This window comes from Streptomyces sp. CNH189 (genome assembly GCF_000527195.1).
This window is the reverse complement of the sequence record NZ_AZUS01000014.1, coordinates 182,042-204,062: the sequence shown is the minus strand read 5'-3', so window position 1 is coordinate 204,062 and position 22,021 is coordinate 182,042. Positions and strand designations below refer to the sequence as shown.

Genomic DNA, 22,021 nt, shown 5'->3' with positions numbered 1-22,021 from the left:
TACCCCGTCGATGCTGATCACCGTGCCCCCACCCGTGTCGATGCGTGCCGGCCCCAAGGACGGGAGCCGTTCTCGCGCATCCACGTTATGCAGACCTGCCGCCCGCGAGCGGCCGGACATTGCGCCCGGCCGGGCGGTGGTCGGACCTCTGATCAGCGTCTCCGACGGCACCCCTCGGACCCGGTGACACCACCCCCCAGGTCATCCCATCGACAGGGGGCAACAGTCATGCCGGGCCCGGAGGCCAGCGGCCCTCTTGCAGGACCGCGAAAAAGATAACGGGGGCAACAGTCATGCCGGGCCCGGAGGCCAGCGGCCCTCTTGCAGGACCGCGAAAAAGATAACGGGGCGTCTGCGTGCCGTCGACGGTTCCGCCGCAGCGCCGTCGGCTGCCCGCGAGCGCGCGAGCGTGCTGCGTCGTCGGCACCTGGGAGGGCGCGATCCGGCACACGAAGAAGGGCGCCCCCGGATTCCTCCGGGGGCGCCCTCGTGCGGTGTCGGGGGCCGTCAGCCGGCCTTGATGCGGTTCGTGAGCTCGGTGACCTGGTTGTAGATGGAGCGCCGCTCGGCCATCAGATTGCGGATCTTTCGGTCGGCGTGCATCACCGTGGTGTGGTCCCGCCCACCGAACAGCGCGCCGATCTTCGGCAGCGACAGGTCCGTCAGCTCACGGCACAGGTACATGGCGATCTGCCGGGCGGTCACCAGCGCGCGGCCGCGGGAGGTGCCGCACAGGTCCTCGACGGTGAGCCCGAAGTAGTCGGCGGTCGCGCCCATGATGGCCGTCGAGGTGATCTCCGGGGCCGAGTCGTCACCCCCGGGCATCAGGTCCTTCAGGACGATCTCCGTCAGCCCGAGGTCCACCGGCTGCCGGTTGAGCGACGCGAAGGCCGTCACCCGGATCAGCGCGCCCTCCAGCTCCCTGATGTTGCGGGAGATCCGGGAGGCGATGAACTCCAGGACCTCCGGCGGGGCGTTGAGCTGCTCCTGCACCGCCTTCTTGCGCAGGATCGCGATGCGCGTCTCCAGCTCGGGCGGCTGGACGTCGGTGATCAGGCCCCACTCGAAACGGTTCCGCAGCCGGTCCTCCAGCGTGACCAGCTGCTTGGGCGGCCGGTCGCTGGAGAGCACGATCTGCTTGTTGGCGTTGTGGAGCGTGTTGAACGTGTGGAAGAACTCCTCCTGCGTCGACTCCTTGTCCGCCAGGAACTGGATGTCGTCGACGAGCAGGATGTCCATCTCGCGGTAGCGCTTGCGGAAGCTGTCGCCCTTGCCGTCGCGGATGGAGTTGATGAACTCGTTGGTGAACTCCTCCGAGCTCACGTACCGCACGCGTGTGCCCGGGTAGAGGCTGCGCGCGTAGTGCCCGATCGCGTGCAGCAGGTGCGTCTTGCCGAGGCCCGACTCCCCGTAGATGAACAGCGGGTTGTACGCCTTCGCGGGCGCCTCGGCCACGGCCACGGCGGCAGCGTGCGCGAAGCGGTTGGACGCGCCGATCACGAAGGTGTCGAAGAGGTACTTCGGGTTGAGCCGTGCGGTCGGCTCGCCGGGGCCCGTCGCCGGGGCCGGCTGCGCGGCCAGGGGGCCGGGCGCGCCGGTCGTGGGCAGGTGCGGGCCCACCGGGCCACCGCGATGGACGTGCCCCGAGCCGGGCGGCGGCTCGGGCAGGTCGCGGCGCATGGCGTCACGCTGGTCGTAGTCGCCCCGGGACGACTCGTAGTCGGAGCGCTGGTCGTAGGAGGGGCGCTCCACAGGCTGGGGACGGTAGTCCTGGGAGGCCGGGCCGCCGTAGGGGTCCGAGCCGTAGGAGTCCTGCGACGGGGAGCCGTAGGGGTCCTGGGGCGGAGAGGCGTAGGGGTCCCGGTCGGGGAAGCCGAGGCGCTGCTGCTGCCAGCCGTAGTCGTCCTGCGAGGGACGCGGCCAGGAGCCCGGCTCCGGACGCTGGTACTCCGACGGATAGGCGGGGCGGGCGGACGGCATCTGGTCACCGGACGGTCCCGGCTGGTCGCCGTGGCGGCGGCCGTACCCCTCGTAGCCCTCGTACGGCTCGCGCTCCTGCCGGTCGCGCCGGTCAGGGCGCTCACGGTGCTCGGGGCGCTCACGGTGGTCCGGTCGGTCGCGGTGCTCCGGGCGGTCCGGGTGGACGGGCAGCTCCGGCTCCTCGTACCGCGGCTGCGGGCGGGGCGTGGGCGTGGCCGGGGGCTCGCCGGCGGTCTCGTCGACCGTGATCGCGATACGGATCGGGCGGCCGCACTCGCGGCTCAGGCTCTCGCTGACCACGGGGGCCAGACGTCCCTCGAGCACACCCTTGGCGAACTCGTTGGGGACGGCGAGCAGCGCGGTGTCGGCGACCAGGGCCAGCGGCTGGCAGCGCCGGATCCAGTGCTCGTCCTTGCTCTCCACACCTTGACCACGGCCCTCGCCGAGCAGTTGCTCCAGTACGCGTGGCCACACTGCGGCAAGATCGGCAGGTACGTCAGCCACAGGGCACGCTCTCTCACAGGTCCCTCGATCGTGTGATGCGAAGGGACGGGTCGGGATGTAAATCGGGTGGTGGAGGGTCAAGGGAACGAATCGGAGTCCAGTCACGGTAGTCAGCGCGACCGGTACGGTTCAAGTTGTTGTCCCCAGCCTGTGGACAAGTGTCTCCTGGCGAGCGCCGGTTTGACCGAATGGCGCAGCCGCGCGTACCGTGACCAGGTCGAGTTGTCGATGGCTGCTGCCGCCTGCCTCCGATGGGCACAGATCGCGCAAGTTGATCGGTCAGCGGTGCACTCGGGCGTAACGCGAGCTACTCGTGGGCGCACGGTGACAGCCAGGACGGCACCCCGCAACCACCGAATCTTTCTGGAGCCCCCGAGTGAGCAAGCGCACCTTCCAGCCGAACAACCGTCGTCGCGCCAAGACCCACGGGTTCCGGCTGCGTATGCGTACCCGTGCCGGCCGCGCGATTCTCGCGACCCGCCGCAGCAAGGGTCGCGCCCGTCTGTCCGCCTGATCCCGATCAGGTCATGACATCGTGCTGCCCACCGAGAACCGGCTGAGGCGGCGCGAGGACTTCGCGACCGCGGTACGACGAGGGCGCCGGGCCGGGCGCCAGCACCTCGTCGTCCACCTTCGTAGCGGTGCAACGGACCCGCATGCGCCTGGGGAGAGCGCTCCCCCGACGCGTGCGGGTTTCGTCGTGAGCAAGGCCGTGGGCGGTGCGGTGGTGCGCAACAAGGTGAAGCGGAGGCTTCGCCATCTGATGCGCGAGCGAGTCGACCAGCTGCCCCCCGGTAGCCTGGTAGTGGTACGAGCGCTGCCCGCCGCGGGCGACGCCGACCATGCACAGCTGGCCCGAGACCTGGACGCCGCTCTGCAGCGGCTGCTGGGAGGGGGCGCGCGATGAAGTACCCGCTGCTGGCCCTGATCAAGCTCTACCAGTGGACGATCAGTCCACTGCTGGGCCCGGTGTGCAAGTACTACCCGTCGTGTTCCCACTACGGCTACACGGCCATTGACCGGCACGGTGCCGTCAAGGGCACAGCACTCACGGCCTGGCGCATCCTGCGGTGCAATCCGTGGTCGCTGGGCGGTGTGGACCATGTCCCACCGCGCAAGCGTCCGCGGTGGCACGAAATGCTGCGTAACGCCTGGCGTGCACGCAAGGGCGGGACCTCCGCCGCCGAACCGGCCACCGAGGGACAAGCTTCTCCCACGAGTCCTACGAGTCCGTCGAGCCCGGCCGCAGAGACCTCGTCCCATGCCCAAGGAGCATGATTAGTGGACACGATTGCCAGCCTCTTCAGCTTCATCACGACACCTGTCTCCTGGGTCATCGTCCAGTTCCACAGCGTGTACGGCTCCATTTTCGGCCCGGACACGGGATGGGCCTGGGGCCTGTCCATCGTGTCCCTGGTGATTCTGATCCGCATCTGCCTGATCCCGCTCTTCGTGAAGCAGATCAAGGCGACGCGCGCGATGCAGACGCTCCAGCCGGAGATGAAGAAGATCCAGGAGCGCTACAAGAACGACAAGCAGCGCCAGTCCGAAGAGATGATGAAGCTCTACAAGGAGACGGGCACCAACCCGCTCTCCTCGTGCCTTCCCATCCTGGCGCAGTCGCCGTTCTTCTTCGCGCTGTACCACGTGCTCAACAGCATCGCCTCGAACGACACCATCGGCGTGATCAACGAGCGTCTGCTGGAGAGCGCCCAGAAGGCCCACATCTTCGGTGCCCCGCTCGCCGCGAAGTTCACGGACAGCCCGGACAAGGTCGAGGCCCTGAACTCGACGCTGCTCGACGTCCGCGTCGTCACGGCGATCATGATCGTCCTGATGTCGCTGTCGCAGTTCTACACGCAGCGCCAGCTGATGACGAAGAACGTCGACACCACGGTGAAGACGCCGTTCATGCAGCAGCAGAAGATGCTGATGTACGTCTTCCCCGTCATCTTCGCCGTCTTCGGCATCAACTTCCCTGTCGGTGTCCTCGTCTACTGGCTGACCACCAACGTGTGGACCATGGGCCAGCAGATGTACGTCATCCACAACAACCCCACGCCGGGATCGAAGGCTCAGGCCGCCTACCTGGAGCGCCTCTCCAAGCACCTCGCGAAGCACGGCAAGACCCGCAACCGCCGGGAGCGGGCCATCGTCAAGGCCATCGTCGCCAAGGGCCGGGACCGCAACGAGCACGAGCGCAAGTTCATCAACGGCCTGAACAAGGCCGGCCTCGCCGCCCAGACCGACGGCAACGTCATCCGAGGCGAGAGCGGCGCCGCCGTCCAGGCCGAGGACGGTACGTCGACTGCCACCGCCACCGTTCCCAAGCGGCAGCAGCCCAAGCGGCAGTCCAAGTCCCAGCGCCAGTCCGGCACGGCCAAGGCGGCGGGTGAGCCCACCTCGCTGACGAAGGACGACGCACCCGAGGACGCCAAGCCCGCGGCCAAGAAGGACAACGCCAAGCCAGCCGGCAACGGCAGCACCCGCAGCAAGGCCCAGTCCGGACAGCGCAAGGGCCCGCAGCGGCCCAAGTCCCCGTCCAAGAAGTAAGAAGGAGTCCATCCCGTGACGGAAGGCACCACCGCGGCCGCTGCCGAGGGCGCAGACACCCTGACCCGCCTGGAGCAGGAGGGCGACATCGCGGCGGACTACCTGGAGGGTCTGCTCGACATCGCCGATCTCGACGGCGACATCGACATGGACGTCGAGGCGGACCGCGCCTCTGTCTCGATCATCAGCGACATGGGAAGCCGTGATCTGCAGAAGCTGGTGGGCCGTGACGGCGAGGTCCTGGAGGCCCTCCAGGAGCTGACGCGCCTGGCTGTCCACCGGGAGACCGGTGACCGCAGCCGCCTGATGCTCGACATCGCCGGCTACCGCGCTCGCAAGCGCACCGAGCTGGCCGACCTGGGGGCCAAGGCCGCCTCCGAGGCCAGGACCAGCGGGCAGCCCGTGCGTCTCGACCCGATGACCCCGTTCGAGCGCAAGGTCGTGCACGACGCGGTCAAGGCGGCGGGCCTGCGCAGCGAGTCCGAGGGCGAGGAGCCACAGCGCTTCGTCGTCGTGCTTCCCGCCTGATCGGTTCCATGTTTTACCGGCCCCGTCTGTTGCGCAGGCGGGGCCGAACTCTTGTCAGCCTGTTAGTTCTGGTTCTGGTGCCGGCATGTGTGCCGGCGCCGTACGGAAGGACGGTCCCCCGTGACGGAGGCAGCGGAGCTTCCCCCCGTGCCCGAGCAGGCCCGCGAGGTGTTCGGTGAGCGCTTCGCGGACGCAGTCCGGTACGCCGAGCTGCTCGCCGAGGCGGGCGTTCAGCGCGGCCTCATCGGCCCGCGTGAGGTGCCCCGCCTCTGGGAGCGGCACCTGCTGAACTGCGCGGTGCTCTCGGAGGTCGTGCCCGAAGGCGTCACCGTGTGCGACGTCGGCTCGGGGGCCGGCCTGCCGGGCATTCCCCTCGCTCTGGTCCGTGAGGACCTGAAGATCACCCTGCTGGAGCCGCTGCTCCGCCGCACCAACTTTCTGACCGAGGTCGTGGAGCTGCTCGGGCTGGACCATGTGACGGTTGTGCGGGGACGTGCCGAGGAGGTCATGGGCAAGCTCCCCCCGGTGCATGTGGTCACCGCGCGTGCCGTGGCTCCGCTGGACCGGCTGGCCACCTGGGGCATTCCGCTGCTGCGGCCGTACGGGGAGATGCTCGCGCTCAAGGGCGACACCGCCGAGGAAGAGCTGAAGAGTGCGGCCACCGCACTGAGCAAGCTCGGCGCCGTGACCACATCGGTCGTGCATGTGGGAGAGGGTGTTGTCGATCCGATGTCCACGGTGGTGAGAGTCGAGGTCGGAGAGAGTCCTGGCGGCGTGCGTTTCGCGGCCAAGCGCGCCAAGGCCGCCCGCACGGGACGCGCCCGCCGCAGACGCGGGTAGCGAGTCCGGGTCCTCGGTATGGGGGCAGAGGGGCCGGCGCACTGGTACGACGCGCCCGGCCCGCAGGGCCGGGCGTACTCCACACAAGGTGCCATACCTGCGCATGCCGGAGTGTCGCGGCATGGCTGCCTCGACCGCTGTGCATCGTGTTTCACGTGAAACGTCGCTCACTGCTGCACGGCATCATCAGTCGGGGCCGCGCTGCGGCCGAACCCCGTGACCGGAAGCCCCTCGGTTCCCTTGCGGAGGGCCCTGCCCCCGACGGGAAACCCACCCCCTCCCGGGGTACGGAGTTGTCCACCGAGGTGGATTTCTCCACAGAACGTCAGGCCTCACTGGTTCGCGACCCCGCAGGCATGGGAGGCTCTGTTCATTGCGAGCCTGAAGTCGAGGAGAGTGAATCCTTGCGGTCCGACGCCAACATCGCGGGACCGATGACCGACCCGGTCCCCGGTCCCCGTACCGAATCGATGGGGGCGGATGTTTCACGTGAAACACCGCCTCCGATGGACGACACTCCCATCGGTCGCGCTGCCCAACTGGCGGTGGAGGCTCTGGGCCGTGCCGGTGAGGGGCTTCCACGACCCGAGCAAACCCGTGTCATCGTGGTCGCCAACCAGAAGGGCGGCGTCGGCAAGACGACGACAACCGTCAATCTCGCGGCCTCGCTCGCTCTGCACGGCTCCCGCGTCCTCGTGATCGACCTTGACCCTCAGGGCAACGCATCCACCGCCCTGGGCATCGACCACCACGCGGAGGTGCCTTCCATCTACGACGTGCTGGTGGAGAGCAGGCCGCTGGCGGAGGTCGTCCAGCCCGTACCGGACGTCGAGGGACTCTTCTGCGCCCCCGCCACTATCGATCTCGCCGGTGCGGAGATCGAGCTGGTGTCACTGGTGGCGCGTGAGAGCCGACTGCAGCGGGCGATCCAGGCCTACGAGCAGCCGCTGGACTACATCCTCATCGACTGCCCACCGTCGCTCGGCCTGCTCACGGTCAACGCCCTCGTGGCGGGCCAGGAGGTGCTGATCCCGATCCAGTGCGAGTACTACGCACTGGAAGGGCTCGGGCAGCTGCTGCGCAACGTCGACCTGGTGCGGGGCCACCTGAACCCCACCCTGCACGTCTCGACCATCCTGCTCACCATGTACGACGGCCGGACGCGGCTCGCCTCCCAGGTCGCGGAGGAGGTACGCACCCACTTCGGCGACGAGGTCCTGCGGACCAGCATCCCCCGCTCCGTCCGTATCTCCGAGGCGCCGAGCTACGGCCAGACGGTACTGACTTACGATCCTGGATCGAGCGGTGCCCTCTCGTACTTCGAGGCGGCGCGTGAGATCGCGCTCAGGGGCGTCGGCGTCAGCTATGAGGCATCGCAGGCGCACATCGGCGCACAGCAGACTGATCCGAACATGGTGGAGGGCGTGCAGTGAGTGAGCGACGGAGGGGGCTGGGTCGTGGTCTCGGAGCACTGATCCCCGCTGCCCCGGTAGAGAAGACGGTGCCACCGGCCGCGCTGGGCGGGACGGCCTCCGCATCGCCCGCAGCGGTTCCGGTCCTGCCGAACGAGCGTGGGGTGGCGGCCGCGAAGGTGGCCGCACTGACGTCTGTTTCACGTGAAACCGAGGACACGATCGCGGCGAGCCCTGCTGCCGTGCCGGGTCCGCCGGTGGGCGCTCACTTCGCCGAGATCCCCCTCGACGCCATCACACCGAACCCCCGGCAGCCCCGTGAGGTCTTCGACGAGGATGCTTTGGCCGAGCTCATCACCTCCATCCAGGAGGTGGGCCTCCTCCAGCCCGTGGTTGTGCGCCAGGTGGGTGGCGGCCGCTACGAGCTGATCATGGGTGAGCGGCGATGGCGTGCCTGCCGCGAGGCCGGTCTGGACGCCATCCCGGCGATCGTGCGGGCCACGGACGACGAGAAGCTCCTCCTCGATGCCCTGTTGGAGAACCTGCACCGCGCCCAGCTGAACCCGCTGGAAGAGGCTGCCGCCTACGACCAGCTCCTGAAGGACTTCAACTGCACGCATGATCAGCTGGCCGACCGCATCGGCCGGTCCCGCCCCCAGGTGTCCAACACCCTGCGTCTGCTGAAGCTCTCCCCGACCGTTCAGCGCCGGGTGGCCGCGGGCGTGCTGTCCGCTGGACACGCCCGCGCGCTGCTGTCCGTCGAGGACTCCGAGGAGCAGGATCGTCTCGCCCACCGCATCGTGGCCGAGGGCCTTTCCGTGCGAGCCGTCGAGGAGATCGTGACCCTGATGGGCTCCCGGCCTCAGAAGGCTCAGCGTTCCAAGGGACCGCGTGCGGGCGCACGCGTGTCGCCGGCCCTGTCCGAACTGGCGACGCGTCTCTCGGACCGCTTCGAGACGCGAGTGAAGGTCGACCTGGGGCAGAAGAAGGGCAAGATCACTGTCGAGTTCGCCTCGATGGAGGACCTGGAACGCATTCTCGGCACCCTCGCTCCCGGAGAGGGGCCGGTGTTGCAGAACAGCCTCGGGGACGAGGACGACGCCGAGGAGATCGACGCCTGAGGAGTCTCTCGTCCCGGTCTCACGGCCGGTTGGGGCGGGTCGTGTCCGGTTGTACCGGAACACGGTCCGCCCTTTGCCTTGTGTCGGTATCGGGGGAATCGCTTCGTGGATACGATGCGACTGAACAGGGCGCATCCACCCGGCAACACCTCTGGGAGCTAGGCAGGGGCCATGCGAATGACGAGCCGCACCGGACTGATGAGCGCGGGGCTGGGGGTGGGCGTCGTCAGCGGCTTCATCGGCAGCCTGCTCAGGGAGCGGAGTGCTCTGACAGCCGCCCGTATGGCAGCGGGCGAAGGAAGCGAGGAACAGCCTTCATGGGCCGTCGGCTCGTACCGCTCACGCTGGACAACCTTCCCGACCTCCCCCAGCGCTGTCGCTCGTGCGTCTTCTGGGAGCTCGACCCCGTCAGCGGCGAGGCAGCGGTAAAAGCGGGAACCTCCACCGTGGAGAAGGAGTCCTGGATTTCGGCGGTCCTTCTCGACTGGGGCTCCTGCGGTCGAGTCGTCTATGTCGACGACGTCCCCGTGGGCTACGTCCTCTACGCGCCCCCCGCCTATGTGCCGCGCTCCACCGCGTTCCCTACCAGTCCGGTGTCCCCCGACGCGGTGCAGCTGATGACCGCGTTCATCCTGCCGGAGTACCAGGGGCAGGGACTCGGCCGGGTGATGGTGCAGACGGTGGCGAAGGATCTGCTGCGGCGGGGCTTCAAGGCGATCGAGGCGTTCGCCGATGCCCGGTGGAAGGAGCCCGCCTGTGTGCTTCCTGCGGATCACCTGCTGGCCGTCGGCTTCAAGACCGTCCGCCAGCACCCGACGTACCCGCGGCTGCGCCTGGAGCTGAGGTCGACGCTCTCCTGGAAGGAAGACGTCGAGATGGCGCTCGACCGGTTGCTCGGAGCCGTGCAGAAGGAGCCGGCCCTGCGACCTCTCTGACGCCACTCACACGAATGGGCCGACCCAACCGGGTCGGCCCATTCGTGTTTCACGTGAAACATGCACCGCCGGGGAGGCGGTCTCTCACTACTCGGCGATGAAGTCCTCGAGGTCGCGCACGATCGCGCCCTTGGGCTTGGCACCGACGATGGTCTTCGCGACCTCGCCGCCCTGGTAGACGTTCAGGGTCGGGATGGACATGACGCCGTACTTGGCTGCCGTGCCCGGGTTCTCGTCGATGTTCAGCTTGACGACCTCGATCTTGTCGCCGTACTCCGCGGCGATGGCCTCGAGGGACGGAGCGATCTGACGGCACGGACCGCACCAGGCGGCCCAGAAGTCCACCAGGACAGGCTTGTCGTTCTTGAGGACGTCCTGCTCGAAGGAGTCGTCGGTCACGTTCTTCAGGGTGCCGGCCACAGCGGGCTCCTTAACTAATTGGTGCGTGGGGCGGGTGGGTCAGACAGTGGTCTTCTCGGGCTCGGCCTTCTCCTCGTCGGCCAGAGCGGCGAGGTAGCGCTCGGCGTCAAGGGCGGCCGAGCAGCCGGTGCCGGCCGCGGTGATCGCCTGACGGTAGGTGTGGTCCACCACGTCGCCAGCTCCGAAGACGCCCGTGACGTTGGTGCGCGTCGTGGGTGCGTCGACCTTGAGGTAGCCCTCCTCGTCCAGCTGGAGCTGGCCCTTGAAGAGCTCGGTGCGCGGGTCGTGGCCGATCGCGATGAACAGGCCCGTCACCGCCAGGTCGGAGAGCTCACCCGTCTTGACGTTGCGCAGCTTCAGACCCGAGAGCTTCTGGTCGCCCAGAACCTCGGCGACCTCGCTGTCCCAGACGAACGAGATCTTCGGGTCGGCGAAGGCGCGCTCCTGCATGGCCTTGGAGGCGCGCAGGGTGTCACGGCGGTGGACGATCGTCACCGACTTGGCGAAGCGGGAGAGGAAGGTCGCCTCCTCCATGGCGGTGTCACCGCCACCGATGACGGCAATGTCCTGGTCCTTGAAGAAGAAGCCGTCACAGGTGGCACACCACGAGACGCCACGGCCTGAGAGGGCGTCCTCGTTCGGCAGCCCGAGCTTGCGGTGCTGCGAGCCGGTGGTCACGATGACGGCCTTCGCCTTGTGGACCGTGCCGGCGGTGTCCGTGACGGTCTTGATCTCACCGGTCAGGTCGACGGCGACGACGTCGTCCGGAACCAGCTCGGCGCCGAAGCGCTCGGCCTGGGCCCGCATGTTGTCCATGAGCTCAGGGCCCATGACGCCGTCCTGGAAGCCGGGGAAGTTCTCCACGTCGGTGGTGTTCATTAGCGCACCGCCGGCGGTGACAGCGCCCTCGAACACCAGGGGCTTCAGCGACGCACGGGCGGTGTAGAGCGCCGCCGTGTAGCCGGCGGGCCCCGAGCCAATGATGATCACATTACGGACGTCGCTCACGGCTGAATTCCTCGTCTCTGGTCTACGTCGTTCGACCGGTGGGAGCTTCTTTCGGAACTCTCACCCCACCCAACGGATCCTAAGGGGCCCGCATTCCCGCCGTGCCCGGGCACACGCAGACGGTGCTCCGGCGGCAGGCCGGGGCCACACACCGTACGGGCCACCACGCAGAGTGCAGATCACGCGCTCGGCCGTCAGCGGGCGTAGGAGTGCTCCAGCAGCACCTGCGCGGTAGAGGACGGAGAGGCGTTCCGCACACACGTCGCTTCGACGATGTATGCCGTCACCTGGGTGGCGTCCGACGCGTCGGGAAGGACGACGAGCAAGGCGTCCTTGCCCTGGTAGACACCCTGCTCGGTGGCCAGCGCGGCATCGTTGCGGCCGATGCCGTCCTGGATGCATGCCGGAACCGCGGGCTTCGTCAGTACCCGGGGGTTGGCGGCACCGGAATCCGACGGCAGTCCGAAGGTGTGCGGGGAGCGAGCGCTCTTGTCCTGCTCCGGGTTGCGCGCGAGAAGGTCGGCGACCTGCCTCTCCAGCTTCCCCTCGGAGAAGGTGTCCGCAGCGGTCGTCCGCTGCCCTTCCGATGAGCTGCCGCTGTCGTTCATCGACGACAGTACGACGGAGCCAAAACCGAGGGCGGCGACGGCGAACACCGTCCCCAATACGGCGACCCGCCGGTTCCTCCCCCACAAGCGCGGCTTGCGGCCAGGACCCGTCGTCGAGGAACGAGGGCGGCCCGAGGGCCGCTCGGACAGCATCGGTGTTTCACGTGAAACATGCCGCTGATCGTCGCCGCTTTCGACCGGAGCGGGCAGGGACTCATCCGCACTGTCGGGCGCGGGTGCCGTGGCGTGCAGCAGGGCTTCGGCGGCCAGCGCCGCGTCGATGCGGCCCGCGACATCGGCCGGCATGCGCGGGGGGCCAGGGATGGTGCCGAGCAAGCCCCTGATCTCTTCGAGAGACGCATGGACGTCGGCGCAGAGAGCGCACTGGTCCAGGTGCCTGCGGACGTCGTCGCGGCGGGCCGCGGGGAGCAGCCCTTCGGTGAGGTCGGAGATCTCCGCGACGTCCGGGTGCTCCGCCTTGTCGGTCGTCGACGTCACGCTCGCCCACCTCCGCCCTTCAGTGCAGCCGGGTCGTTCGATCCTGGGTCCGGCGGGTCCGGTCGCTCCGGACCCGCTGCGGGTGGGACGGACGCGCCCCTGGTCCGGTTCCGTGGCCCGCCTCTTCGCTCGCCCTCGCTGGTGCCTTCCGGACGCAGATGGGTGAGCAAGGGCAGGAGTCTCGCCCTGCCGCGGGCGCATCGGCTTTTGATGGTGCCGGTCGGCACGTCGAGGATCCGGGCCGCCTCGGCGACGGGGTAGCCCTGCATGTCGACCAGGACGAGTGCGGCCCGTTGGTCGGGCGGAAGGGTGCCCATCGCCTCGATGAGCTGGCGGTGCAGATCGTTGCGCTCCGCTGGTGCCGAGGCGGACTCGTGCGGCTCCAGCAGTTGTTCCAGGCGCTCCGCGTCGTCGACCGGTGCGGTCTTCCGTGAGGCGGCCTTGCGCGCGCGGTCCAGACACGCGTTCACCGTGATGCGGTGCAGCCAGGTCGTGACGGCCGACTGGCCGCGGAAGGTGTGGGCGGCCCGGTAGGCGGAGACGAGGGCGTCCTGGACGGCGTCAGCGGCTTCCTCACGGTCCCCCAGCGTCCGGAGGGCGACGGCCCACAGCCGGTCGCGGTGCCGCCGTACGATCTCACCGAAGGCTTCGGCGTCGCCGTCGACGTGCCGGGTGAGCAGGTCCTGATCGCTCACTCCGTCGTATGCGGCGCCGTCCGCCATCGGATCCCCTCCCTCGAGGCAGCCGGCCTCAGCTGGTCACCTTGACGTCCGCGATTCGGCCGCGCCACTTCCCGTCGTCTGCCTGCGTGGGCAGCTCGGTCAGCCAGACCAGCAGGTAACGGGTCTTCACCGTCTCCTTGGGCGTGAGGGCGACGGAGGTGCCCGACCCCTCGGCGACCTTGCTGTAGGAGTCGAAGGAGGTCGGTCGCGTTCCGGCGTCGCCGGGTGCGGCACGGAGCTCGACGGACGTGCTGCCGATGAAGGACACGTCGACCTTGCCGACCTTCTGGCTCTTGCCGAGGTCGAGGATGACACCCACACCCGGCTTCAGCTGGCCGAAGCCGGAGCTCTCGTAGTAGCTCGTCTGCCAGTAGCTGTTCGGGTCACCATCGATGATCTTGGGCACGTTCTCCGGGTACTCGGAGCCGTCCGTGCCGAAGGGGTCGAAGTCGTGCGCCTCCGCGACGGTGATGGGCTTTGCACGCACCGGCTTGTCGGCGTTCTTGTCGTCCCCGTCCGTCGTCTGGGTCTTGTTGGTGTCCTCGGATTTGCCGCCCTGCTCCAGCAGGGCGTCCGCGAGCTGCCAACTGCCCAGCCCCAGGGCGGCGATCAGGAGGGCCGAGACGGCCCACTTCAGCGCCTTGCCCGTGCGGCTCTGCAGCGGCGGGGGCGGAACCGGGGACGGCTGGGTGAGGTGAGGGCGTGCCGCCGGGCGGCCGTAGGAACCCTGCTGGTACGTGGTGCGCTGGTAGTCCGGCGGGGTGGTGAACGCGGGCTCCGGCGGACGGATGCGGGGCATCTCGCCGATCGCCTTCACCAGCTCCTCCGGCGTGGTGCACGGCGACTCGTGACGGGAGGCGGTGGCACCGTCGTTGGCGAGGGCGCGCATGGCCAGTTCGGACAGGCCGCGGTGGACGCCGGCGCGGACCTGGTCCGGCGGGATGAGGCCGATGTCCTTGGGCAGGCCGGCCATGCCGTAGGCGTCGTTCTCGTACGGCCAGCGCTGTGTCAGCGCCGCGTAGAGCAGGGCGCCGACCGACTCCGTGTCCGTACGCTGCGGGGTGTCCGAGCTGACGCCGCGCAGGGCGGCGTTGACGGCGAGACCGCGGATGCGCCACTGACCGGTCGACGTGCGAAGGACGGCGTTGGGGTTCAGACGCAGATGGGCGAGGCCCTCGCGGTGGGCCGCCGCCATGGCGCTCGAGACCTGACTGGCCATCTGGTAGGCGTCGTACACCTCCAGCGGTCCGGAGGCGAGCAGGGTGGTCAGCTCGGTGGCGTCGGGCAGCCATTCGTGCACGACGTAGACGACGTCGTTCTCCTCGACGGCGTCCAGGACCTGGACGAAGCGCGGGTCGCCCAGCAGGGCCGAGGAGCGGGCCGCGGCCAGCACCGACCGGGCACGCGAGTGGTCCGCGGGCAGGATGTGCACGCCGACGGCACGGCGGAGCTTCTCGTCCACGGCACGCCAACTGCTGAACCCGTCCAGACGGGTGACGCACTCTTCCAGGCGGTAGCGCCTGGCCAGTTTGTGGCCGCTGTGCAGTTCGGGTGGCGAGGTCGTCGCGGAACCCTCGGTCCCGGCGCTCTCCTGTGCCTCGTCGCTGTCCGTGTCCCGCTCCCGGTTCTTGGCCACCCCGTCGGCCGTGGACTGGTCCGCCTCCGCGGTCAGCGACTGCTCGTCGCTGTTGTCTGCCACGTCGACGGCAGCTGTGCTCCGTTCCGCCACCGTCGTTCCCTGCCTCCCCATCCATTGCGCGTCGGCCGGCATCCGTCGCGCGCAGTCCGACGCCGAACCCAATTGTGCCCACAGTCCGCCGCTATGCACGACACACGGGGGCCGATGATGGTTGTGCGCCTACCCCCTGTCTCAGCGTCCCAGGCGTCCGCGGACCATACCGACCAACGAGTTGACCTCTTCGATCCGCATCCGGCGCGCGGCCACGTAGAAGACACCGAGCAGCACGGCACCGCCGCCCACCAGCGCGGCGAACGACCCCAGGACCTCCTGCCCCAGGACCTTGCTGATGCCGTAGCAGGCCGCGCCACTGAGGAGGGCGGCCGGCACGGACGCGATGCAGAGCCGGGCGTAGGTCCGCAGCACCCGGGCGCCGTCCAGGTCGCCGCCCAGCCGCTTGCGCAGCCGCCGCCAGGCGACACCGACCCCGAGGGCGTAGGCCACGCCGTACGAGGCGGCCATGCCGACCACGGCCCAGCGGGGCGGGAGCACCAGGAAGCAGATCGCCGCGGCGACCGCGTTCGCGGCGGCCACGATGACCGTGTTGTAGAAGGGCGTTCGGGTGTCCTCGTAGGCGTAGAAGGCGCGCAGGACGACGTACTGCACGGAGTAGGGGATCAGGCCGAGGCCGAAGGCCATCAGCATGAAGCCCATGTTGGTGGCCTCGCTGGTGCCCGAGGAGCCGAAGATCAGGGTGCACATCGGGATGCCGAGCGCGACGAAGCCGAAGGCGACGGGCACGATGGCGACGGCGGTGGTCCGTAGACCCTGGGAGATGTCGTCGCGGACGGCGCCTCCGTCGTCCTCCGCCGCGGAGCGCGAGATGCGGGGGAGGAGCGCGGCCATCAGGGAGACCGTGATGATGGCCTGCGGCAGACCCCAGATCAGCTGGGCGTTGGCGTAGGCGGCGAAACCGGTGCCCTCGACGTCCGAGTCCAGGCCCGCGGCGGTGGACAGCTGGGTGACGACCAGCGCGCCCGCCTGGTTGGCGAGGACGAAGAGGATGGTCCACTTGGCGAGCATCGCCGCCTTGCCGAGACCGTGGCCCTTCCAGTCGAAGCGCAGCCGGATGCGGAAACCGGTCTCCCGCAGGTACGGGATCATCGCCAGGGCCTGCACGACGAGACCCAGCAGCACGCCGACCCCGAGGAGCCGCAGACCCTCCGGCGGGATGGTCGAGACCTGCATCTTCGAGTCAGCGGCGGTGCCGTAGACCCAGATGAACGTGCCGAGCGTGACGATGATGACGATGTTGTTCAGGACCGGGGTCCACATCATCGCGCCGAACCGCCCGCGGGCGTTGAGGATCTGACCCATCACCACGTGGACGCCCATGAAGAAGATCGAGGGCAGGAAGTAGCGCGTGAAAGTGACGGCGACATCGTTGGCCGCGGGGTCCGTGGCGACGGGGTTCGACAAGGCGCGCACCAGCAGCGGGGCGGCCAGCCAGGCGACCGCGGTGAGCAGGGCCAGCGCCACCATCACCAGCGTCAGCAGACGGTTGGCGTAGGCCTCGCCGCCGTCCTCGTCGTCCTTCATGGACCGCACCAGCTGCGGCACGAAGACCGAGTTGAGACCGCCGCCGACGGTCAGGATGTAGATCATCGTCGGCAGCTGGTAGGCGACCTGGAAGGAGTCACCGAGCAGACCGAGACCCAGGGCCGACACGATCAGCGCGGACCGGATGAATCCCGTGAGGCGGGACACCATCGTGCCCGCCGCCATCACGGCACTGGACTTCAGCAGACCACCGGCGCGGCCGCCCTTCTTCGGCGCCGGCGCGGGTTCCGGGGCCGCCGGCTCGGCGGCGGGCGGCGGAGTCGCTCCCCCGTAGTGGCCGGGCGTGGGGGACGCGGGGCCGGGCACCGGAGCGGCCGCGTACTGCTGCGGGTCGCCCGCGGGCTGTCCGGGGTGCGCGGGGGGCCCGGCGTGCGCCCCGGCCTGGGGCCGGGCGTACCCGCCGCCCTGCTGGTCCGGGAAGGCACCGCTCTGCTGCTGGTCGCGGAAGAGATGCGCGAAGGCGTCGGGCTCGTGGCGCTGCTCCCCGGCCTGGCCGACCAGGTCGTCCACGCCTACGTACTGCGTGGTGCGCGGGTCGTCGCCGTAGGGCAGGTACTGGGTCGGGCCGTCCGGTTCCGGGGCGGGCGTGCGGGCCCACACCCGGGGGTCGGGCGCGTACGGGGACTGCGGCGGCTGCCCGTACAGGGGCTGCTGCGGGTGCTGGGCCGCGGGCGGGGGCGGCGGGTGCGCCGACCGGTCGTAGAGCGCCTCCGCGACAGGGTCCTGGGCGGTGATGTCCTGCGCCCGGTAGGGGTCCTGGTCGTAGGCGTCCTGGACGTACATGTCGGCGGGTGGCTGTGACGCCTGGTCGTGCCCGGGCGGCGGACCCCCGGCGGGGTCCGACTCGGGATGGCCCGAGTTGGCCGCGGCACTGCCGCGGTCACCGTCGTACGGCGCGTTCATGGTTACCCCACCTCATCGTCCCGGGCCGACCGGCCACGACATCCTCAACGGTCCACTCTCTCACCCGTGCCGGACGGGTCGGCGCTTTCCGGTGCGGTGTCCGGGGCCGGGTCACTCGGCTGCTCCGGGGCGTCCTCGCGAGGGTCCGGACCGGACTCCTGGGTGGGACGCCTCTCGGAGGCTTCGGGGTTCTTCGGGTCGTCGGCGTCCTCGTCCGCCGCCTGGTCCTGCTCCTCGGCCTCGCGGGCCGCGGCGCGCTTGCGCTGGGTGTACATCCGGAAGCCGGCCAGGACGAGCAGGAGGACCCCGCCGCCGATGACCAGCATCACGGTCGCGGTGATCTCCGTGACCTTCACGTCGAACGTGACGGGCTGACCGTAGGGCCGCCCGTCCTGCGTGTACAGCTGGGCGACCACGGTGGCCCGGCCGTTGGCGTTGGCGGACGTGGTGAACTTCACCGACTGGCTGTGGCCGCCGGAGACGGTGACGGGCTGCTCCTCGTAGGCGTTGCCGTCGATTTCCAGGCGGGTGGGGTTGGTGGAGGAGAGCCGGAGCACCAGGTGCTCGACCCCCTGCACCAGGTTGTTCTGGACCGTGACGGGGATCGTGGCGCTGCGTCCGGAGAGTTTCGTCTCCGACTTGTCGATCAGCCGGACCTGGCCGCTCAGCCCGTCCAGGTAGGACTCGACGCCGCTGCGGTAGATCGCGGCCTCGGACGGCCGGCCGCGCCACGAAGCCGCCATGCCCCGGTTCAGGGCCCGTCCGAAAGGCGTCACCACGCGGGACTGGTCGGAGAGGATGACCTTGAACCGGTCGAGCTTGTCCTGTGTCCTGGCGATCTGCTCGAAGGCCGACTTCGGCAGTTCCTGCCTGCGCAGCGACGACGGGTACGAGGAGGCCGAGGGCACGTCGGTGCCGGCGGCCGGGTCCGGCTTGGACTTGGCGGCGGCCGAGAGGTCCTGCGGCTGTGACCAGGTGCTGTCCTGCAGGGCGCTGACGGCCTCGGCCATCGTCTGGGCCTGGGCGGCGGACGGGGTGCGCTGCGGTGCGACGACGACGCTGCGCGGACGGTCGGTCTGCAGGGCGAGGGTCAGGCTCTGTGCCAGGAAGCGCTGCACCGCCTGGGTGGAGGTGGAGGCCTTGGTCATGTCGCCCCGGAAGACGGTGGACAGCCGGCCGTCGGCGACCACGGCCGTGGTTCCGCCGCCGATCGGCCGGGGCGCGGTGGGCGTGTAGGTGAGGTCGCGGCCCTCCTCGAAGGTGTCGCTGCGGGCGATCACCTTGTCGGCTCCGGCGGAGGTGGAGACCTTGATGACGGAAGGGTCGACGGCGCCCTCGACGGGCCAGGCGAAATCCGTGATGGGCTTCACGTGGAGGATCGACTCCACCGTGCCGGCGGCCACGTCGGTGGCCTCCTTGAGGTGGCGGAGCGAACCGGTGACGGACGTGCCGCGGTGGGCGAGGGAGGCCAGATCGGGGTCGCCGAAGGGCAGCGCGACGACCTCCTTGTCCGTGACCGCCTTCTGCACCTCGGTGAGCCAGCGCTTGGCGACCGCCTGATGGCCGCCGACGACGTTGTTGTCGTCCGCGGTCTCGCCGGGGATCTCGTACCGGGTGGTCATCGCCTCGACGGAGGCCAGCAGGTCCGGGTCGATCACCCAGGTGACGTCGAGGTCCTTGCCGAGGGCCACCATCCGGTCCAGCCGGCCGCCCGGGGAGATCTCCGCGGCGAGCTCGTCGTCGTGGAAGACGGGCGTCTGCTCCTCGTCCGATCCGGTCTCCGCCGTCATGTGGACGGTGGAGATCAGCGGCCACATGAACGTCGTCTTCGTCTTGGTGCCGGCGTCCTCGGGCTGCCACGGCAGGAACGTCCGCCGGACGCCGAGCGTGTGCTCCCAGGGCTCGTCGGAGGTCTCCCCGGCGAGGGAGACCGCCAGCTCGTAGACACCGTCGTCACCCAGGTCCAGCGCGTTCGCCGGGACGGAGAGGGAGTAGGGCTGGGAGACGCCCGGGGTGAGCTCGGAGATCTTTTCGGAGTACTTGCCGTCGATCTCCGCGCCGAGCGGGCTGTCGACGTCTCCGGCGTTCTTCGCCACCCTGTCGATACCCGACCGGGTGTCCAGCAGCGGCCCGACCCGCAGGCCGACGGAGGCGTCGGTGACGGTCCGCTTGCCCTTGTTGGTCACCGTCCCGGAGACGGTGACGGTGTCGTCCTCGGTGGGAGCGGAGGGTGTGAGGGAGTCGACGGAAACGGCCACCGATCCGTCGTCGGAGGCGGCCCGCGGCGTGGCCGGCACGGCGGCCTCCGCGGGAGACGCGGCGGGCAGCTGGAGCAGCCCCGCCATGAGGGGCGCTCCGGCGAGCAGGGCACCGGTGCGCCGCAGCCAGCGGCGGGCAGGTGAGGGACTGGTCCCCTGGAAGTCTGCCGCCTCGGCCACGCGCTCGCCCGTCCCTTGTCGTCGTCAGTGGTCGTCGGAATGTGCGTCCAGGCATGGTAACGATGTGCGGGGAGGGGAAGTGCCGCGGACCGGTGTCCAAGATCGAGCAGCGCGAGCCTTGTCCATGATCGCCACAGGTGTCCGTCCCTGCGTCATTTTCGGGGCGCTCCGGGCCGTTCGGGCCACGTACCCTCTTCTGTTGTGCCGAACGCCAATGAAGCAACCAGTGCCCTGAGCCAGGTGCAGGACCGCGCCGTGAGTGAACTGCTGCGGGTCGCCCCTGTCGCCGACGACCTAGCCCGCCGTTTCCAGGAGGCGGGGTTCTCACTCGCCCTGGTCGGCGGCTCGGTGCGCGACGCACTGCTCGGCCGCCTCGGCAACGATCTGGACTTCACGACCGACGCCCGCCCGCAGGACGTCCTGAAGATCATGCGTCCCTGGGCGGACGCAGTCTGGGACGTCGGGATCGCCTTCGGGACGGTCGGCGCACAGAAGGAGGCGCGCGTCGGGGACACCGACCGGAGCTTCCAGATCGAGGTGACCACCTACCGCTCCGAGGCGTACGACCGCACATCCCGCAAGCCGGAGGTCTCCTACGGCGACTCCATCGAGGAAGACCTCGTGCGCCGTGACTTCACGGTGAACGCGATGGCCGTCGCCCTCCCGGAGAAGCGGTTCATCGATCCGCACGGCGGCCTCCAGGACCTCGCGGAGCAGGTCCTGCGCACGCCGGGGACGCCCGAGGAGTCCTTCTCGGACGACCCGCTGCGCATGATGCGTGCCGCGCGGTTCGCCGCCCAGCTCGACTTCGAGGTGGCCCCCGAGGTCGTCACGGCGATGAAGGAGATGGCCGGACGCATCGAGATCGTCTCCGCCGAGCGCGTCCGGGATGAGCTGAACAAGCTGATCCTCTCCGCGCACCCCCGCAAGGGCCTCACGCTGCTCGTGGACACCGGGATCGCCGAGTATGTGCTGCCCGAGCTTCCGGCCCTGCACCTGGAGCGGGACGAGCACCACCGGCACAAGGACGTCTACGAGCACACGCTGATCGTTCTGGAACAGGCGATGGCCCTGGAGGAGGAAGGTCCCGACCTGACCCTTCGGCTGGCAGCCCTGCTGCACGACATCGGCAAGCCCCGTACCCGCCGCTTCGAGAAGGACGGCCGTGTCTCGTTCCACCACCACGAGGTGGTCGGGGCGAAGCTGACCAAGAAGCGCATGACCGCGCTCAAGTACTCCAACGAACTGGTGAAGGATGTCTCCCGGCTCGTCGAGCTGCATCTGCGGTTCCACGGCTACGGCACGGGAGAGTGGACGGACTCCGCCGTCCGTCGCTATGTCCGTGACGCGGGGCCGCTGCTCAGCCGCCTGCACAAGCTGACCCGTTCGGACTGCACCACGCGGAACCGCCGCAAGGCCGCCGCTCTCTCCCGCGCGTACGACGGCCTGGAGGCACGCATCGCCCAGCTCCAGGAGCAGGAGGAGCTGGACGCCATCCGTCCGGACCTCGACGGCAACCAGATCATGGAGATCCTGGAGATCAAGCCGGGGCCCGCGGTCGGGCAGGCCTACAAGCACCTGCTGGAGCTCCGGCTGGAGAACGGTCCGATGGACCACGAAGCGGCGGTGGCGGCACTCAAGGAGTGGTGGGCCGAGCAGCAGGGGTGACGACGGAAGCGGGGTCATGTTTCACGTGAAACATGACCCCGCGCCTGAGTCGGGGGTGGTGTTTCACGTGAAACACCACCCCCCGTTCTCGTTCTACTTGTCCTTCAGGCAGAGCAGGAAGCTCTTGCTGCCGTTGGTCTCCGTGTACACGTACTCGAAGTCCTTGGCCGCCGCCTCGCACTTGCTCTGCGCCGTGATGCCGGAGAAGTCGCCCTCGACCTTGGCCAGCACCTTGTACTGCGCCTTCGAGTCGCCGCAGTCCACGACCTCGAGGTCCGGGTCGTTGTCGTCGGTGCTGCCGCGGTGCATGCAGTCACCCACGGCGGCCGCGCTGGCGTCGTCACGGCTAGCGATCCACCCGCCGATGGCCACACCGGCGACGATCAGGACGATGACAATGTTCTTGATCATCTTGAAGCTGATCTTGCGCCCCTGCGGCTGCTGCGGCGGCACCGGCGCCCCGGGCGGGGGGAAGCCAGGCTGGCCGGCCTGCTGCGGGAACTGGCCCTGGGGCTGGCCGTAGGGCTGCTGCTGGCCCTGTGCGAACGGGTTGCCCTGGGGCGGCGGAGTGGTCACTTGGGGGTC

At 69.4% G+C, this 22,021-nt stretch carries 19 protein-coding genes; 10 read left to right on the top strand and 9 right to left on the bottom strand.

All coding sequences use genetic code 11. The annotated features are described in order from the left end of the window. Positions 1 to 507: 507 nt before the first annotated feature. Positions 508 to 2,484, bottom strand: a complete 1,977-nt coding sequence (dnaA, locus tag B100_RS0120370; RefSeq protein WP_078541042.1) for a chromosomal replication initiator protein DnaA — start codon at positions 2,482 to 2,484, stop codon at positions 508 to 510. 376 nt (positions 2,485 to 2,860) lie between these two features. Between dnaA and rpmH the strand changes: the two genes are divergently transcribed. The 9 genes from rpmH to B100_RS0120335 all read left to right on the top strand — a co-directional run bounded on the left by rpmH (position 2,861) and on the right by B100_RS0120335 (position 9,873). Beyond that, positions 2,861 to 2,998, top strand: coding sequence for a 50S ribosomal protein L34 (gene rpmH, locus B100_RS35695; RefSeq protein WP_003975051.1), 138 nt, complete (start codon positions 2,861 to 2,863; stop codon positions 2,996 to 2,998). A gap of 21 nt (positions 2,999 to 3,019) precedes the next feature. Next, on the top strand, positions 3,020 to 3,391 hold the full coding sequence (gene rnpA, locus B100_RS35690; protein ID WP_078541040.1) for a ribonuclease P protein component: 372 nt from the start codon (positions 3,020 to 3,022) through the stop codon (positions 3,389 to 3,391). Next, positions 3,388 to 3,762, top strand: coding sequence for a membrane protein insertion efficiency factor YidD (gene yidD, locus B100_RS35685; protein ID WP_078541038.1), 375 nt, complete (start codon positions 3,388 to 3,390; stop codon positions 3,760 to 3,762). The genes rnpA and yidD overlap by 4 nt, the downstream gene beginning before the upstream one ends. A gap of 3 nt (positions 3,763 to 3,765) precedes the next feature. After that, complete coding sequence (yidC, locus tag B100_RS0120360; RefSeq protein ID WP_024886268.1) at positions 3,766 to 5,037, top strand: membrane protein insertase YidC; 1,272 nt, start codon at positions 3,766 to 3,768, stop codon at positions 5,035 to 5,037. Between the two features lie 15 nt (positions 5,038 to 5,052). Then, the gene (locus tag B100_RS0120355; protein WP_024886267.1) at positions 5,053 to 5,565 is read left to right on the top strand and encodes a R3H domain-containing nucleic acid-binding protein; all 513 of its coding nucleotides are present in this window, start codon (positions 5,053 to 5,055) and stop codon (positions 5,563 to 5,565) included. A gap of 120 nt (positions 5,566 to 5,685) precedes the next feature. Continuing rightward, positions 5,686 to 6,405, top strand: a complete 720-nt coding sequence (gene rsmG / locus B100_RS0120350) for a 16S rRNA (guanine(527)-N(7))-methyltransferase RsmG (RefSeq protein WP_024886266.1) — start codon at positions 5,686 to 5,688, stop codon at positions 6,403 to 6,405. Between the two features lie 356 nt (positions 6,406 to 6,761). Beyond that, positions 6,762 to 7,838, top strand: coding sequence for a ParA family protein (locus B100_RS0120345; RefSeq protein WP_078541044.1), 1,077 nt, complete (start codon positions 6,762 to 6,764; stop codon positions 7,836 to 7,838). Continuing rightward, the gene (locus B100_RS0120340; protein ID WP_024886264.1) at positions 7,835 to 8,938 is read left to right on the top strand and encodes a ParB/RepB/Spo0J family partition protein; all 1,104 of its coding nucleotides are present in this window, start codon (positions 7,835 to 7,837) and stop codon (positions 8,936 to 8,938) included. The genes B100_RS0120345 and B100_RS0120340 overlap by 4 nt, the downstream gene beginning before the upstream one ends. 317 nt (positions 8,939 to 9,255) lie before the next feature. Then, complete coding sequence (locus tag B100_RS0120335; RefSeq protein WP_024886263.1) at positions 9,256 to 9,873, top strand: GNAT family N-acetyltransferase; 618 nt, start codon at positions 9,256 to 9,258, stop codon at positions 9,871 to 9,873. 87 nt (positions 9,874 to 9,960) lie between these two features. Here the strand turns inward: B100_RS0120335 and trxA are convergent, their stop codons facing one another. The 7 genes from trxA to B100_RS0120300 all read right to left on the bottom strand — a co-directional run bounded on the left by trxA (position 9,961) and on the right by B100_RS0120300 (position 19,768). Further along, positions 9,961 to 10,293: a thioredoxin gene (gene trxA / locus B100_RS0120330; protein WP_024886262.1), complete on the bottom strand. Its 333-nt coding sequence runs from the start codon at positions 10,291 to 10,293 to the stop codon at positions 9,961 to 9,963. 39 nt (positions 10,294 to 10,332) lie between these two features. After that, on the bottom strand, positions 10,333 to 11,301 hold the full coding sequence (gene trxB, locus B100_RS0120325; protein ID WP_024886261.1) for a thioredoxin-disulfide reductase: 969 nt from the start codon (positions 11,299 to 11,301) through the stop codon (positions 10,333 to 10,335). A gap of 194 nt (positions 11,302 to 11,495) precedes the next feature. Next, positions 11,496 to 12,407, bottom strand: coding sequence for a membrane protein (locus tag B100_RS0120320; protein ID WP_024886260.1), 912 nt, complete (start codon positions 12,405 to 12,407; stop codon positions 11,496 to 11,498). Next, positions 12,404 to 13,129 (bottom strand): RNA polymerase sigma factor SigM, encoded by a 726-nt coding sequence (sigM, locus tag B100_RS0120315; protein WP_024886259.1) that lies wholly within the window; start codon positions 13,127 to 13,129, stop codon positions 12,404 to 12,406. The genes B100_RS0120320 and sigM overlap by 4 nt, the downstream gene beginning before the upstream one ends. Positions 13,130 to 13,157: 28 nt before the next feature. Then, positions 13,158 to 14,858: a protein kinase family protein gene (locus B100_RS0120310; RefSeq protein WP_024886258.1), complete on the bottom strand. Its 1,701-nt coding sequence runs from the start codon at positions 14,856 to 14,858 to the stop codon at positions 13,158 to 13,160. A gap of 141 nt (positions 14,859 to 14,999) precedes the next feature. Beyond that, positions 15,000 to 17,330, bottom strand: coding sequence for a murein biosynthesis integral membrane protein MurJ (gene murJ / locus B100_RS0120305; protein WP_024886257.1), 2,331 nt, complete (start codon positions 17,328 to 17,330; stop codon positions 15,000 to 15,002). Between the two features lie 44 nt (positions 17,331 to 17,374). Beyond that, the gene (locus tag B100_RS0120300; RefSeq protein ID WP_024886256.1) at positions 17,375 to 19,768 is read right to left on the bottom strand and encodes a DUF6049 family protein; all 2,394 of its coding nucleotides are present in this window, start codon (positions 19,766 to 19,768) and stop codon (positions 17,375 to 17,377) included. A gap of 201 nt (positions 19,769 to 19,969) precedes the next feature. Here B100_RS0120300 and B100_RS0120295 point away from each other — a divergent pair, with 201 nt between their 5' ends. Next, positions 19,970 to 21,436: a CCA tRNA nucleotidyltransferase gene (locus B100_RS0120295; protein WP_486585663.1), complete on the top strand. Its 1,467-nt coding sequence runs from the start codon at positions 19,970 to 19,972 to the stop codon at positions 21,434 to 21,436. Between the two features lie 93 nt (positions 21,437 to 21,529). On the opposite strand, the gene B100_RS0120290 is transcribed toward B100_RS0120295, so the two are convergent. After that, positions 21,530 to 22,012: an LppU/SCO3897 family protein gene (locus tag B100_RS0120290; RefSeq protein ID WP_024886254.1), complete on the bottom strand. Its 483-nt coding sequence runs from the start codon at positions 22,010 to 22,012 to the stop codon at positions 21,530 to 21,532. Positions 22,013 to 22,021 lie beyond the last annotated feature (9 nt).

What these genes read in the sequence shown, in the direction of transcription:
- yidD (WP_078541038.1), top strand. Translation starts at nt 3,388, where the DNA reads ATGAAGTACCCGCTGCTGGCCCTGATCAAGCTCTACCAGTGGACGATC.
- B100_RS0120345 (WP_078541044.1), top strand. Translation starts at nt 6,762, where the DNA reads ATGGGAGGCTCTGTTCATTGCGAGCCTGAAGTCGAGGAGAGTGAATCC.
- B100_RS0120335 (WP_024886263.1), top strand. Translation starts at nt 9,256, where the DNA reads ATGGGCCGTCGGCTCGTACCGCTCACGCTGGACAACCTTCCCGACCTC.
- sigM (WP_024886259.1), bottom strand. Translation starts at nt 13,129, where the DNA reads ATGGCGGACGGCGCCGCATACGACGGAGTGAGCGATCAGGACCTGCTC.
- murJ (WP_024886257.1), bottom strand. Translation starts at nt 17,330, where the DNA reads ATGAACGCGCCGTACGACGGTGACCGCGGCAGTGCCGCGGCCAACTCG.